Annotated in this window: 12 protein-coding genes and 1 pseudogene; 5 read left to right on the plus strand and 8 right to left on the minus strand. The window is 67.5% G+C overall.

Annotated elements, in window-relative coordinates; genetic code table 11:
* Positions 1-302 (plus strand): IS30 family transposase (locus DL991_RS29305; protein ID WP_125787594.1); only part of this gene is annotated, 302 nt, incomplete at its 5' end.
* Between the two features lie 57 nt (positions 303-359).
* Here DL991_RS29305 and DL991_RS29310 read toward each other — a convergent pair.
* A complete protein-coding gene (locus tag DL991_RS29310) occupies positions 360-881 on the minus strand; it encodes a CGNR zinc finger domain-containing protein (protein WP_125787595.1) in 522 nt (173 codons plus the stop codon).
* Positions 882-991: 110 nt separating this feature from the next.
* On the opposite strand from DL991_RS29310, the gene DL991_RS29315 reads away from it, so the two are divergent.
* The gene (locus tag DL991_RS29315; protein WP_125787596.1) at positions 992-1,885 is read left to right on the plus strand and encodes an alpha/beta fold hydrolase; all 894 of its coding nucleotides are present in this window, start codon (positions 992-994) and stop codon (positions 1,883-1,885) included.
* Between the two features lie 27 nt (positions 1,886-1,912).
* On the opposite strand, the pseudogene DL991_RS44065 reads toward DL991_RS29315, so the two are convergent.
* Positions 1,913-2,086, minus strand: a pseudogene (locus tag DL991_RS44065) (DUF6480 family protein).
* Positions 2,087-2,527: 441 nt separating this feature from the next.
* Between DL991_RS44065 and DL991_RS29325 the strand changes: the two are divergent.
* Positions 2,528-2,914 carry a hypothetical protein gene (locus DL991_RS29325; protein WP_125787597.1) on the plus strand — a complete coding sequence of 129 codons (387 nt, stop codon included), beginning with the start codon at positions 2,528-2,530 and terminating at the stop codon, positions 2,912-2,914.
* A gap of 391 nt (positions 2,915-3,305) precedes the next feature.
* On the opposite strand, the gene DL991_RS29330 is transcribed toward DL991_RS29325, so the two are convergent.
* The 3 genes from DL991_RS29330 to DL991_RS29340 form a co-directional block, all read right to left on the minus strand.
* Positions 3,306-4,250 (minus strand): universal stress protein, encoded by a 945-nt coding sequence (locus DL991_RS29330; protein WP_125787598.1) that lies wholly within the window; start codon positions 4,248-4,250, stop codon positions 3,306-3,308.
* 91 nt (positions 4,251-4,341) lie between these two features.
* Complete coding sequence (locus DL991_RS29335; protein WP_125787696.1) at positions 4,342-5,436, minus strand: M20 family metallopeptidase; 1,095 nt, start codon at positions 5,434-5,436, stop codon at positions 4,342-4,344.
* A gap of 50 nt (positions 5,437-5,486) precedes the next feature.
* Positions 5,487-6,995, minus strand: coding sequence for an AbgT family transporter (locus DL991_RS29340; protein WP_125787697.1), 1,509 nt, complete (start codon positions 6,993-6,995; stop codon positions 5,487-5,489).
* A 160-nt stretch (positions 6,996-7,155) separates the two neighbouring features.
* On the opposite strand from DL991_RS29340, the gene DL991_RS29345 reads away from it, so the two are divergent.
* A complete protein-coding gene (locus tag DL991_RS29345; RefSeq protein WP_125787599.1) occupies positions 7,156-8,148 on the plus strand; it encodes an Lrp/AsnC family transcriptional regulator in 993 nt (330 codons plus the stop codon).
* A 7-nt stretch (positions 8,149-8,155) separates the two neighbouring features.
* Here the strand turns inward: DL991_RS29345 and DL991_RS29350 are convergent, their stop codons facing one another.
* The 3 genes from DL991_RS29350 to DL991_RS29360 form a co-directional block, all read right to left on the minus strand.
* The gene (locus DL991_RS29350) at positions 8,156-9,187 is read right to left on the minus strand and encodes a hypothetical protein (protein ID WP_125787600.1); all 1,032 of its coding nucleotides are present in this window, start codon (positions 9,185-9,187) and stop codon (positions 8,156-8,158) included.
* Positions 9,188-9,204: 17 nt separating this feature from the next.
* Positions 9,205-10,764 (minus strand): discoidin domain-containing protein, encoded by a 1,560-nt coding sequence (locus DL991_RS29355; protein ID WP_125787601.1) that lies wholly within the window; start codon positions 10,762-10,764, stop codon positions 9,205-9,207.
* Between the two features lie 89 nt (positions 10,765-10,853).
* Positions 10,854-12,422 (minus strand): discoidin domain-containing protein, encoded by a 1,569-nt coding sequence (locus DL991_RS29360; protein ID WP_125787602.1) that lies wholly within the window; start codon positions 12,420-12,422, stop codon positions 10,854-10,856.
* A gap of 181 nt (positions 12,423-12,603) precedes the next feature.
* On the opposite strand from DL991_RS29360, the gene DL991_RS29365 reads away from it, so the two are divergent.
* Positions 12,604-14,142: a CdaR family transcriptional regulator gene (locus DL991_RS29365; protein ID WP_125787603.1), complete on the plus strand. Its 1,539-nt coding sequence runs from the start codon at positions 12,604-12,606 to the stop codon at positions 14,140-14,142.
* Positions 14,143-14,175 lie beyond the last annotated feature (33 nt).

Below are 14,175 nucleotides of genomic sequence, written 5' to 3' on the forward strand. Positions count from 1 at the left end.
GGGACCAGGGCAAAGAAATGGCCCAGCACAAGAAAACCACCCTGGCCACCGGGATCGACATCTACTTCTGCGACCCCCACGCACCCTGGCAACGCGGCACCAACGAGAACACCAACGGCCTGCTCCGCCAATACCTCCCCAAAAGCACCGACCTCACCCAGCACACCGCCAAGGACCTCGCACACATCGCCACCGAACTCAACGGACGACCCCGCGAAACCCTCAACTGGCACACACCCACCGAAGCACTCGAAGCACTACTCTCAGGCCAACAAACAATGCGTGTTGCAACCACCATGTGAATCCACCAGGCCTTCACGGACCTTCGGCAGCCGACACGTCGCCTCTGCCTTTCCTCACTAAGTCGAACGTTCACGGCGATAGTGACGAGCGGCTTTCGCCCGGTTGCCGCAGGTTTCCATGGAGCACCACCGCCTGGTCCCGTTACGGGTCGTGTCGTCGAAGTACAGCGTGCACACCGGATACGCCGAACACCGCTTGATCCGTTCCGGGCGCGCGCGCAGCAGAGTCAAGTAGCCGTAGGCCGCGAGCCACGCGGGGCGCCAGGACGGCTCCCCGACCTCGATCACCTCTTCAGGGCCGCCCTGTCGCAGTTCCGGCCGCAAGCGCCCTCGCTCCAGCACCGCGTTCAGGGCGCGTTCAGCGGGATCACCGGGCCTTTCGAGCAGCTCGCGCAGGACGGAACGCGTGTGACGTAACGGTTCCTCCGCGCCCGGCTGATCCGGAAGACCCCACTCGGCCAGCCAGACGCCGATCCCTCTGGGTTCGTCGAAGACGTCCTGCTGAACACCACGATCGGGCCACGTGGTGTTCAGCAGATCCAAGGCGATGGGCTCGCCGGACAGAGGACGTTGCAGCACACCGGCATCCTACCCTTCGTCGATCGCTTGACAGGTTAGGTTCTCGCATGCTTGTCTCTAACCGTTCTCAAGACTTTAGCCGGTTAGATCAAGTCTCAAGGAGTACCTCCATGTCCGAAGCCACCCGTCCTGCCAGATCCGGAGAGGTGTTCCACCACACCGCGACCGTCGACGGCCACAGCGTGTTCTACCGGGAAGCCGGCGACCCCACGGCGCCGACCGTGGTGCTGTTGCACGGTTTTCCCACGTCGTCGCAAATGTTCCGCAAGCTGATCCCCGCACTGGCCGACCGCTACCACGTCATCGCCCCCGACCACATCGGGTTCGGCCACTCCGACGCCCCGCCCGTCGACCGGTTCGACTACTCGTTCGAGAACCTGACCGCGATCACGATCGGCCTCGTCGACGCACTCGGCTTGGACCGCTTCGCCCTTTACATCCAGGACTACGGGGCGCCCATCGGGCTCCGCATCGCGAGCCGGCAACCGGAGCGGGTCAGCGCGCTGCTGGTGCAATCCGGCAACGCCTACGTCGACGGCTTCACCCCGTTTTGGGATGTACTGTTCGCGCACGCCAAGGACCGCGAAACCCACGAAGCGGCCGTACGCAAACTCCTGGAGCCCGCGGCGACCCGCTGGCAGTACACCCACGGCGTCCCCGCCGACCGGCTGAACCGGCTCACTCCCGACACCTGGACCCTCGACCAGGCCCTGCTCGACCGCCCCGGCAACAAGGAGGTGCAACTGCAGCTGTTCTGGGACTACCAGTTCAATCTCGACGTGTACCCGGCCGTCCAGCAGTACTTCCGCGAGCACCGCCCGCCGACGCTCATCACCTGGGGCGAGCACGACGAGATCTTCGGTGCCGACGGTGCCCGAGCCTTCCTCCGCGACCTGCCCGACGCCGAATTGCACCTTCTCGACGCCGGACACTTCGCCCTGGAGACACACGGCCCGGAAATCGCCACCCTCATCCGAGACTTCCTCGGCCGTACTTTGCACTGACCTCGATCTGGGCTACTCCGTGCCCGATCAGCCCAGCTTGAGGTCAGCCCAGCCCAGCGCGATGACGAAGCCGGTCGCCAGCACGACGAGGACGCCGATGAGCACCAGTCAGGCGACAGGCATCGCTTTGGACGGCATGGGCTGCGGATGCGAGAGCCCGGATGCCTGAGCCGAGTCGGGCGGTGTGTCACCCGGCGACACACCGCCTCCCGGTTCGAGATCGGGGGTCTTCTCGTATCGGCGGAGTACAACAGCAAGTACCGGCTCGGTGTCTTCACCGCCGACGGCGCATCGACCACCACCTTTTCCGAGGTGAGACCGGCACGCAGGAGTTCGACGCGCGGACCGGTCAGGGTCCGTCCGTCGGCGAGCAGTTTCTGCGACCAGATCGCGGCCCGGGGGCCCGACCGCCGCGCCGTCGCTTTTGTAGAGCCCAGAACCCGCCGTCCGGACCGATTTTGTCGACGCGACGACGCGACCGGCAGCCTCACCGGGTTGCTATCACCGGGAAGCATGCACTTGATCATTCACCCGCTCCTGCTGAATTCATTCGCACGCCAACCGGTGACGCACAATGATACGCACATGCGTATCATACGCAGGACGCAGCTATTTTGGGCTGAGATAACGCGAGGAGCGAGCATGATCAGAGTCAAGTGGATCCCCGGTCAGGCCGCGGACTTCGCCGGAGAGGTGCTGGTCAGCGTCACCGCGTTGACACTCGACGACTTTCGGAGCACGCCGGGCGCCTACCGGGCGGGGTACCAGCTCAGCCGCGCGTGGCCCCGGCTGCCCGGCGCGGTCGGCCAGTGGCTGTGGGCCGAACCGCTGCGCCGGCGGCTGGGCTCGGTCTCGGTGTGGCGTGACCATGAAGGTATGCGCGGTTTCGTCGGGCTGCCTGCCCACGTGGCGATCATGCGTAAGTACCGCGAACTCGGTACCACCCGCGCGACCACCTGGAGCACCGATGACGTCGATTCGCGAGTCATCTGGCAACGGGCGGACCGCTGGTTGAAAGACGCCGTTTGAGTACGGTGGGCAGCCACCAGCTCAAGTCCTCGCCCGAGCTCGTCGACTGGCCGGTCATCGGCCTGACTTTGCCTTGAGGGGTAAAGCAAAGGTGGCGGGTTGCGAAAGCCACTTTCGCAACGTTCAACGTTGCGAAAGTGGCTTTCGCAACGTCGGGGGCAGGGGTTCGGTAGCGAAGAGGGGCTTCGCTGAACCCATGGTCGAGATGCGTCGCGAAAGTGGCTTTCGCGACACCTGGGTGCCCACGGCCGCGAGCGAATCCCCGCGACCCCCACTCCCGCCACCGACTCGACCACATCTCTACGTCTCCGCCATACGGAACGACCGATATGTCGTCGAGGACTACGCGGGCGAACTGGGGCTGCGCTACGGCCGCGTCAAAGCGTAAGACTTACCGACCATCAGGATGCCGTTCCTTGTGGTGACGGACCACGGCGACAGGGCAGGGTGCGTGGTGCACCACGGCACGGCTGACCGATCCCAGAAGAGCACGCCGTAGCGGGCCGCGTCCGTGGCTGCCGACGACGAGCAGCATGGCCCCCTCGGCCTGCTCTGAAAGCGCATGGGCGGGCCGGTCGATCGCGATCACCCGACGGACGGGCACGTCCGGATACCGGTCCCGGTAGCCTGCCAACGATTCGTCGAGCAGGGGCTTTCCGCGTTCCTGGATGATCTCCCTGTCGTGCTCGGTGGGGTTGACCGCCATCGCTTCGAGTGGCAGGTCGGACCAGACGTGCAAGGCCACCAGCACGCACTCGTGCCGGTCGGCGAAGTCATAGGCGAAACCGATGGCTTCGACGCTGGTCTCGGATCCATCGACGCCCACCACGACCTTTTTCTCTTCGTCCGCCGACGGTTCGTCGCTGTCGCGCACCACCACGATCGGCCGGTGGCAGTCGTGCAGGAGTTCGTTGGCCGTCGACCCGACCAGGAGCCTTGGCAGCGCGGTGAGCCCGGATGACCCGATGACCAGCAGCTCCGCGTTCGCCGCGGCGTCGGCCAGCGCATCGGGGGCGCGGCCGGACAGCAACCGGGTCGAGACGGCCAGATCCGGCCACGTCCGGCGGCATTCCTGCGCGACATCGCCGAGCAGCGTTTCCGCGTGGCGCCGTGCCGTTTCCTGACCGGCTTCGAGGAACCCCGGACGGGGCCACGCCCCGCCACCCGGCACCGCCTCGGCCATGGGCGGGAACCCGACGACATGGACGACGACCAGTCCGCGGCCGCGGGCGGCGGCCTCCCCCGCGGCCCAGCGCACGGCCTTCCGCGCTTGCTCGGAGCCGTCATAGCCGACGACGACGGCTCCCTTGTCCACTGTGGATTCCGGTGTTGACATCGCTGCTCCCGTAGTGGTCCCTGCTCGCGAACCCATCCGGGTACCCACTCCGGCCGCGACTCACACACGACGTGCGAATCGACCCGCGCGGTCAGGCCAGTGCCGTGATCAGGCCGATCGCCAGCGCCGTCCGTTCCGGGATGTGCGTCGCGAGGACGTGTTCGAAGCGCGCGTGAGCGCCGCCTCCGACGGCGCCGAGCCCGTCGAGCACCGGGCGGCCCAGCGCGGACACGAAGTTACCGTCACTCGCACCGCCAACGGCGGTCTCGTCCAGGTCCCAGCCCGCTTCGGCGGCCACCTTCCGCGCGGCCGCGAACAGGGCCCGCGATGGGTCGTTCGGCGTCATCGGCGGACGATTCCACTCCCCTTCGACCGCGACGGTCACCCGAGGATCGGTGGCGGCCAGTCCGGCGAACACCTCGTCGATCCGGTCCATTTCGGACGGTTCGGCGACGCGGACGTCGACGCCGCAGACGGCGTTGCCCGCGGTGACGTTGCGACCGGTACCACCGGAAATGGTGCCGACGTTGACCGTGGTCCCGTGTTCGCGCGAACCCGCGGACACGAGCCGTCCGACGACCTCGGCGAGGGCGTGGATCGCGCTCGCTCCCGCGTACGGGTCCAGGCCCGCATGAGCCTCGACGCCGGTGACGGTCACGTCGAACAGGCCGACCCCCTTGCGCGCGGTCTTCAGCTTGCCGTCCAGCGACGCCTCGAAGACGAGCGTGGCGAGCGCGCCTTCACTCGCCGCTTCGATGTACGGCCGCGAGTGGGGGCTGCCGATCTCCTCGTCACCGTTGAAGAGGAACTTCACCGACGGATGCGGAAGGCCGAGTTCGCGGAGGCCTCGCAGGGCCCAGACCGACTGCACCAGGCCGAGTTTCATGTCGAAAGCGCCCGGCCCGGAGATGCGGCCGTCCTCGTCGGCGTACGGCCACTCGGCGAGCGTGCCGGTCGGCCAGACCGTGTCGTAGTGGCTCAGGAGCAGCACTGTTCCCGGCGCCGTACCCGCATAGCTCAGTTCGAGCACGTCGCCGCGGACCAGGTCGGTGTGCCGGGCCTCGGTATCCGGTGCGCCGAGGCGGTCGAAGACCCAGGACCGGATGGTGTCGAGTCCTTTGTCCAGCATCGGCTTGTCGTAGCTGTGGGTCTCCAGCTCGACGATCGTCCGCAGATCGTCGAGCATGCCGGGCAGCGCCTGCCGGGACCAATCCGTGTGTGACACGAGAATCCTTTCTAGCGAATGGGGGCACCGGGGCCGAGCGGGATGCCGAACACCCAGAACACGAAGAACAGCAACGTCCACACCACCAGCAGAGAGAACGCGAGCGGGACGGTCATCGAGAAGAGCGTGCCGATACCGGCCGAACGGCGGTAGCGCTGCAAGAAGCCCAGCGCCATCACGAAGTACGGGCTCATCGGGGTGATCGCGTTAGTGCACGAATCCGCGATGCGGTACAGCGCCTGCGTGGTCTCCGGCGGGATGTCCAGCAACATCAGCATCGGTACGAACACCGGGCCGATCAGCGCCCATTGCGCGGAACCGCTGGTGACGATCAGGTTCACCAGGGTCACCACGACGAGGATGCCCAGCATGATGACCGGCCCGGAGACGCCGGAGGTTTTGAGCAGCCCGGCGCCGTTGATCGCGGTGATCTCCCCGATGCCGGTCCATTTGAAGTAGGCAAGGAACTGGGAGATGGCGAAGAACAGCACCAGGATCGGCGCCATCTCGCGGAATCCGTGCGCCATGAACCCCGGGATGTCGCGGCTGCTGGTCACCGTCCCGGCGACCTTGCCATAGGCCCAGCCCGCCGCCAGGAAGCCGAGCGCGAGGAAGATCGAGATGGAGGTCAGCAGCGGCGACTCGATGATGCTCCCGCCCTTGCCGCGTAACGGCGACGACGCGGGCAGCACCGCCAGCACCAAGGCGACCACGAAGACCGCCAACGCGATGAGCGCGGCGAGCAGGCCCCGCCGCTCCTCACGGCTGAGCTTGAGTGAGCCGAGATCGTCTTCCTCCGCGTCGTCGTCGACGGGCATCGCCTCGGCGCGTCGCGCGAGGACCTTCTCGGTCACGAGCGTGATCACCGCGGCCAGCACGACCGACGAGGCGAGCGAGAAGAAGTAGTTGGCCAGCGGGGTGACCGAGTAAGCCGGATCGATCGTCTGCGCCGCCGCCGTGGTCAGCCCGGAAAGGATGGCGTCGGTCGGCGTGATCAGCGGACTCGCGTCGTAACCGGCGGAGATGGACACGAACGCGACCACGATGCCCAGGATCGGGCTGCGCCCCACCGCACGGAAAGCCAAGGCTCCCAACGGAATCAGCACCACGTAGGCCGCGTCGGAGGCGACGTGGGACACCATTCCGGTGAACGCCAGCGCGAAGGTCACCCACCGCGGCGACACCTTCGAAACACCGGACCGGAGCACGGCCGCGAGCAGACCGGACCGCTCGGCGACCGCCACGCCGAGCATCACCACGAGGATCGTGCCCAGCGGCGGGAACGACGTGTAGCTCTTGACCGCGTCGGTCACCATCATCCGCACGCCGTCGGCGGACAACAGGTTCTTCGCCTCGACGGTCTTGCCCGTCGCAGGGTTCACCGCCGACACTTCGGCCGCGCTGAGCCCCCAGCTGGCGAGCGCCAGCACTCCGCTCAGGAGGACGAACAGCCAGAACGGATGCGGCAGCTTGTTGCCGAGCCGCTCGACGCCGTCGAGCGCGCGCAGCAGGAGATTCATCGGACGTGAGGTGGTTCTGGCCTGGCTGGAACTCACCGGCGCGGCTCCTTTCGCGATCGGAGGCCCATTACAAACTCAAGCGACCGAATAGTGCAACCCTGAATGCGATACCGCTCGGATCAGTCACATGAGCGCACTCAGTGACTGATACATTCACCTCATGCTGACCGAACCCGACCTCGATCTGATCGCGGCGCTTCAGGTCGCCCCACGCGCGTCGGTCGCCACGCTCGCCGAGGCGCTCGACGTTTCGGCCAGCACGGTGGGGCGACGGCTGACCCGCCTCGAGGAACAGCGGATCCTCCGGGTGATCGGCCAGGTCGAGTGGAGGGCGAGGGCTCGCGGGAACCCGCGGCACGTCTGGGTCACGACCGAACCGGGCGCGTCCGGTTCGGCGGCGAAGGCGCTCGCACGGTTTCCCGAGGTCCAGCTCGCGGCGGAGACGGCGGGCCGTTCGGACGTCTACCTGGCCGTGCACGTCCCGGACCGGGCTCAGGCGCGCGAACTGCTCGCCGAGCGCATCCCCGGGGTCGCCGGTGTGGCCGGGACGCATTCGGAGCTGGTGCTACGGGCGCTGACCAGGGCCGACTCCTGGCGGTTGCACCGGCTGAGCGAAGAACAGCAGGAGATCCTCGCCCGCGAACAGGTGGTGCCAGGCACGCCGGACGGATTCGACGCCGACGAAGTGGGCCCGGACGAGCGGCGGCTCATCGGGCTGCTGGCCGGGAACGGCCGGATCACCGCGGCCGAAGCAGGCCGGATCCTCGACCTCAGCCAGTCCACCGCCTACCGGCTGATCCAGTCGACGCTGCGGCGGGGCATCGTCCGGCCGCGGGTCGAGGTCGAACCAGCACAGCTCGGCTACGAACTGGAAGCGGTCATCGCGCTGACCATCACCCCGGGCGCCATCCAGGCCGTGGCCGCGGAACTGGCGCGGCATCCGTCGGCGCGATACGTGTCGATCGTCGCCGGCACCGCTTCGGTCATCCACCAGGGAGTATTCCGCAACGAGGACGAGATGGCCGACTTCCTCACCCGCGACCTCGCGCCCTTACCCGGGATCACCGCACTGCAGGTTTCGGTGGTGCTGCGCATGCTGCGCCGGTACTGGCTGTATCGGGAAGATGGCAGATTCGCCCCGGACAGCGACTGAACCCGGCTCAGCGAGCAGCCGTGGTGACCGACGGCGACGAGGCAAAGGGGACCAGCAGGCGAGCCGCGCCGCCGCCGTCGGCGGGCACGGACCAGATGTCGCTTTCCTTCCCGTTCTCGCGCGGCAGGCCGTAGGCGATCGTGTCGTTGTCGAGCCAGACCACCTGATCGTCCACACTGCGCGTTTCCGCGAGCGGGGTCTCCCGCATCGTGGCCAGGTCCAGCACGTGTTCCCGCCATGGCCGGACGTCGCCGTCCGCCACCCGCTTCTTGAACGCGAGCTTCGTGCCGTCCGGCGACAGCGACGGGCATTCCGCGTTCTCCCGCAGCGTGCGCGCGTTCCAGGCCTCGTTGTCGCCCTGCACCAGGTAGGCCCGCCCGCCGGTGGCGACCGTGGCGTAGAACGTCCGCTGGTCGGCGGCGAACGTGACGCCCCAGTAGTTGACGTCCTCGCCGCGGTGGACCGCGTCGCCGATCCGCAGCGGGATGCCCTCGATATTGCTCGAAAGCTCGTTCCGTTCGCGATCCATGATGGCCGTACGTGTCGAGAAGGTGCCGGGCGTCGAGTACGAGTCACCGGTGACGAAGGTGGTCCAGCTCCCCATCCGGCCGGCGGGCGAGAGCTTCGCGCGGTTGGGGATGCCGGGGACGTCGACCCGCTTGACCTCGCCGAGCGCGGTGTCGACGAACCTGGCGACCGCGCCGGGCATGGGCGTGGGTTCCTTCGCCAGGCACAGGCCACCGTCCGCCGCGGTGTAGAACCGTTCGCAACTCAGCGAACTGACCCGGCGCGGGCCCCCGGGATCGGAGACGGGGACCGAGGCGACGTTCCCGTAGCCGGGCCCCGCCGCGCCGTTGCGGAACAGCAGCCGCCCCGTCTCCCCCAGTACGACCGGCCGTGCGGAATCCACCGCGACCGTCGCGTCGGCCGTCCGCCGTTCAGGGCTGTTCGCCTTGGCCTGCACGACGTACACCACCGAGGCGGCGGCGAGGGCGGCGACACCCGCCAGCGCCACGACGAACTTCATCGGGAGCTTCACCCGGTCTCCTTTCCCCGTCACCGGCAGCGGAACGGGCCCGCCTTGTCGAGCAGTTCCCCGTTGGTGCCGATGATCTCCCAGGAATAGGTCTTTCCTTTGAGTACCAGCTTCATCACTCCGTGCTTGCCCAGGATCTTCTCGACGCCTTCACGGGCCTTGTAATCGAGGTAAAGACTGTCGCCGCCGATGCCGGCGATGACCGAGCGCACGCCGTTGGCCTCGTCGACGTGCCCGTTCACATCCAGCGGCTTGGTCCGCTCGTAATGGTGATCGTGCCCGGCGAACACGACATCCGCCTTTGCCATGGCCAGCTCGTTCCACAGTGGCGCGATGCTCTTCGCGTCTCCGGAATTCCCCGAATTGAAGCGCGGATGGTGCCAATACCCGGCGATGCAGGACTTCTTGGTCTTCGCGAGGTCCTTGCGCAGCCACGCCACCTGCTCGGCGCCACCGCCGTTGTACACCGGGTCCGAATCGAGCGCGACGAAATGGAAGGCTCCGACGTCGAAACTGTAGTACGGCTTTCCCTTGGGTGTCGCGATCTTGCCGAAGTACTGTTTGTACCCCGCCAGCTCGTTGTTCCACTCGTGGTTGCCCGGCGTGGGTTTGGTGATCCTCTTGAACTTTCCCCACGTCTTGTCGTAGTAGTTCCGGAACTCTTCGATGGTGCCGTCGACGTATTGGTTGTCGCCGACCGTCAGCACGTATCGGGGCTTGATCCTGCTCACCAGCTCCGCCGTCCGCTGATGCTCGGACGGCAGCTCCGGCTTGGCGATGTCGCCGGCGAGCGCGATGACGATGCCGTCGGACGCCGACGGCCGAGTGGCCGCCTTCACCGGCACGGTCGCCCCGGACAGGTTCCCGGCCGCGTCCCGTGCCCGCACCGCGTACTGGAAGTCGAAGCCCGACGCCAGCGACGTGTCGGTGTAGGACGTCGTCGCGGTCCGGCCGATGACGTTGCCGTTGCGCAGGACTTCGTACTCCGTGACCCCTACGTTGTCGGTGGACGCGGTCCAGCCGAGCGTGATGCTCTCGGTGGTGGACGACGCCTGCCGGAGCCCGGTCGGCACCGACGGCGGCTGAATGTCGCCGTCGCCCGTCCGGACGCCGTAGACCTCCAGCTCCCACAGCGAGTATCCGTAAACGGTCGCCCGTGCCGTGCCGAAGATCCGGATGTGCCGCGCGGAAGTGTTCAGGCCGGTGAACTCGTCGAGGCCGCCGTCGCTGCCCACGACGGTTTTCACGTCCCGCCAGTTCTGGCCGTCGTCGGACGCCTGGACCTGGTAATCCTTCGCGTGGGCCGATTCCCAGAAGACCTTGATCCGGCTGATGTCCGCGGGGCCGCCGAGGTCGACCGCGATCCACTGTGGATCCCCCTCCAGACTCGCCCAGCGGGTCGTCGAATCACCGTCGACGGCGAGAGCACCACTGAAGCTCTCGTTTTCGACGGTGGAGGTCGTGGTCCGTTTGTTGACCGACAGCAGGGATTCCACCGGTCCGGCCGTGGCGCTGGAAGCGGTCACGGGTTGAGCGAGCAGGACGATCGCCGCGATCGCGGCGGTGCCCGGCTTCACCATTCGATTCACCTGTACTCCTGGATGGACCTACGTCTTCGTGGACAAACACACCCGGGTCCGGCGCCGCGTACGGCACCGGACCCCGGCCGTCAGCGGCAGGTGTACGGACCCGCCTTGTCGAGCACATTCCCGTTCGTGTCGTAGATCTCCCAGGAGTAGGACTTCCCGTTCAGCACCAGCTTCATCACGCCGTGCTTGGCGAAGATTTTTTCCACCCCTTCACGCGCCTTGTAGTCGGTGTAGAGGTAGTCGCCGCCGATACCGGCGATGACCGACCGCACGCCATTGGCCTCGTCGACGTGCCCGTTCACATCCAGCGGCTTGGTCCGCTCGTAGTGATGGTCGTGCCCGGCGAACACCACGTCCGCCTTCGCACTGGCCAGCTCGTTCCACAGGGGCGCCATCTGCTTCTTGTCACCGTAATTCCCCGAGTTGAAACGCGGGTGATGCCAGTACCCGATGACGCACGACTTCGTGTTCCTCGCCAGGTCGTTGCGCAGCCACGTCACCTGCTCGGAACCGCCCCCGCTGTAGATGGGATTCGAGTCCATCGCAACGAAATGGAAGTCACCGATGTCGTAGCTGTAGTACGGCAGGCCCTGCGGGTACCCGATCGCGCCGAAGTACTCCTTGTACCCCTTGAGACTGTCCTCCCACTCGTGGTTGCCCGTCGTGGGCTTGGTGATGCTCTTGAACCTGCCCCACGTCTTGTCGTAGTGCGCGCGGTACTCGGAAATGGTGCCCTTGTGGTACTGGTTGTCGCCAACGGTCAGCACGTACTGCGGGTTCATCTTCGCGACCTGGTTCGCGGTCGCCTGATGCGTCGAGAAGAGCTCCGGGTTGGCGATGTCTCCCGCGAGCGCGATGGTGATGGGCCCGGTGCCGCCGGGTTTGGTCGCCGCCCTGATCGCCGCACTCGCCGCGGAGACGTTGCCCGCCGCGTCCCGTGCCCGCACGGAGTAGCCGAATTCCGCTCCGGACGCCAGCCCGCTGTCGGTGTAGGTGGTCGTCGCCGTGGTCCCGACGACGTTCCCATCGCGGAGCACCTCGTACTCGGTCACCCCGACGTTGTCGGTGGACGCTGTCCAGCCGAGGGTGACGCTGTCGGTGGTGGTGGCCGTCGCGGCGAGGCCGGTCGGCGCCGTCGGTGCCTGCGTGTCGCCGCCGCCGACGCGGTCGCCGTAGATTTCGAGTTCCCACAACGAATAGCCGTAGGTCGTGCCGCGAGCCGTCCCGTGGACGCGGATGTGACGCGCGGAGGCGTTGAGGCCGAGGTGTTCGTCGATGGCGCCGTCACCGCCGACGATCGACTTGATGTCCGTCCAGGTCTTGCCGTCGGCCGAGCCCTGGATCTTGTAGGTCTTGGCGTACGCGGCTTCCCAGTTCAGTTTGACCTTGGTGATGGTCGCGGTACCACCGAGGTCGACGGCGATCCATTGCGGATCCACCATCTCCTCGCTCGCCCACCGGGTCGTGGCGTTGCCGTCGACGGCGTTGCCGCCGGCGAAATCAGGGCCCTCGACCGACGAGGTCGTGGTCGGTTTGCCGGCGGACAGCAGGGATTCCGCCTGCGCGGCGGTACCGGAAGAGATCAGCGTCTGCCCCAGCAGGACCATGGTCGCCACCGCGACACCGGCCAGGGGTGTTCTCCGTTTCATGCGAACTCCTCGACGTTGCGGAGTCGGCGAGTACCGGCGGTGGGCGGCGTCGTGTCGGCCGGAGTCGTCCTGACATTAGTTAAGTAAGTTTCCTAACGATCGCAGTGTAAAAGGTTCTTAAACTCACAGTCAACGGGTGAGCGCCCGGTGGTCGGCACCATTTGGTGGCAAGGTCGCGGTCATGGTGACGCTGGATCGGCTCGTGAACGTCCTCGGTGGATACGGGGCGCGGTTGTGGTGCTGCCCGGTATCGCGCGAGGCGGCCTTGCGCGACGTGGTGATGCACGATGCCGCCGACCCCCGCGACCTGCGCGGGGACGTGTACCTCGCCGTCGGCACGGATTCCGTCACGACGGCCGTGGACCTCGCCGCCGCGGCACAGGCGTCGGTCGTCCTGGTCCGCGGATCGGCGCCGCCGGACCCGGAGGCGGCCGAGCGGGCAGAGCGCGGCGGTGTCGCGGTGCTGCTGGTGGAGCCGGACGTGTCCTGGGGCCAGCTCGCCGGCGTGGTCTACGGGCTGGTGCTGGAAGGTCGCGAGACCGAGTCCGGCCGCGGGCCGACCGACCTGTTCGCGCTGGCCGACAGCCTCGCCGACGCGCTCGGCAGCGCGGTGACCATCGAAGACCGGCTCTCCCGGGTCTTGGCCTACTCCAGCCGCCAGCACCAGGCCGACCGGGCGCGGCTGGAGACGATCCTGGGAAGGAAGGTCCCGGAACCGGTCCGCGAGCTGTTCGAGCGGCGCGGCGTGTTCCGGCATCTCGCCGAGTCCGACGAGCCACTCTTCGTCGAAGCCGATCCCGAGCACGGGCTGACCGGGCGCATGGTCGTCGCGGTCCGCGCGGGCCGGGAGGCGCTGGGCTCGATCTGGGTGGAATGCGACCGGCCGCTGATCGAAACCCGGCGTGCGGTCCTGCGGGACAGCTCGCGCACGGTCGGCCTGCATCTGCTGCGCTCCCGGGCGAGCGCGGACCTGGAACGGCAGGTCGAGTCCGATCTGGTGATCCGGCTGGTGGAGGGCACGCCGGACGCGGCAGCCGTGCTCAGCAGGCTCGGCCTGCCGCCCGGCCGATTCCGCGTGATCGCACTCCAGGCCCACATCGGCGACGAACGCCACGCCGCGCTCCTGCTCGCGTTCGAGCGGGCGACCACCGGTTTCGGCTGGTCACGGCCTGGGCGCAGCACTTTGTTCAGCAACACCGTCTACACGCTCCTGCCAGGGGACGACGTCGAGGCGGCCAGAGCGTGGGTCGGTTCGATCCGCGAGGCACTGCCCCGCCAGGTGACGATGCTGGCCGGGATCGGAGCCGGTGCAACGTCCGTGGAACTGCCTGCGAGCAGGCGGGAAGCCGACGAATGTCTCGCCTTGCACGACGTCCGGCCCGGCACGAAGTCCGCGATCGCCTACGACGAGGCCTGGGACGACATCCTGGTGCAACGGCTGCGAGCCGCCGCCGCGTCCGGCCGTGCACCGGCCCGCGGCCCGATCACCGAGTTGCGACGGCACGACAGCGCGAACGCCACCAATTACGTCGCGACGCTGCGCGCCTGGCTCGAGGCGCAGGGAGACCTCGCCGAAGCCGCCGAGCGGCTCGACGTGCACCCCAACACGATCCGCTACCGGCTGCGGAAGATGGCCGAGGTGACCGAACTGCAGCTCGACCAGCCCGCGAAACGGCTGGCGATGATCATCGAGCTGGCCGTGTCCGAACCTGGCACTTGACCGTTCCGGCCAAAGCCGCCCGCCCTGTTTGTC

It is taken from the genome of Amycolatopsis sp. WAC 01375 (genome assembly GCF_003947325.1).
GTDB lineage: Bacteria > Actinomycetota > Actinomycetes > Mycobacteriales > Pseudonocardiaceae > Amycolatopsis.

Excerpts from the sequence above, each read along its gene's own strand:
- DL991_RS29315 (WP_125787596.1), top strand. The coding sequence starts at position 992 with ATGTCCGAAGCCACCCGTCCTGCCAGATCCGGAGAGGTGTTCCACCAC.
- DL991_RS29325 (WP_125787597.1), top strand. The coding sequence starts at position 2,528 with ATGATCAGAGTCAAGTGGATCCCCGGTCAGGCCGCGGACTTCGCCGGA.
- DL991_RS29330 (WP_125787598.1), bottom strand. The coding sequence starts at position 4,250 with ATGTCAACACCGGAATCCACAGTGGACAAGGGAGCCGTCGTCGTCGGC.
- DL991_RS29335 (WP_125787696.1), bottom strand. The coding sequence starts at position 5,436 with ATGCTCGACGATCTGCGGACGATCGTCGAGCTGGAGACCCACAGCTAC.
- DL991_RS29340 (WP_125787697.1), bottom strand. The coding sequence starts at position 6,995 with ATGAATCTCCTGCTGCGCGCGCTCGACGGCGTCGAGCGGCTCGGCAAC.
- DL991_RS29345 (WP_125787599.1), top strand. The coding sequence starts at position 7,156 with ATGCTGACCGAACCCGACCTCGATCTGATCGCGGCGCTTCAGGTCGCC.
- DL991_RS29355 (WP_125787601.1), bottom strand. The coding sequence starts at position 10,764 with ATGGTGAAGCCGGGCACCGCCGCGATCGCGGCGATCGTCCTGCTCGCT.
- DL991_RS29360 (WP_125787602.1), bottom strand. The coding sequence starts at position 12,422 with ATGAAACGGAGAACACCCCTGGCCGGTGTCGCGGTGGCGACCATGGTC.
- DL991_RS29365 (WP_125787603.1), top strand. The coding sequence starts at position 12,604 with ATGGTGACGCTGGATCGGCTCGTGAACGTCCTCGGTGGATACGGGGCG.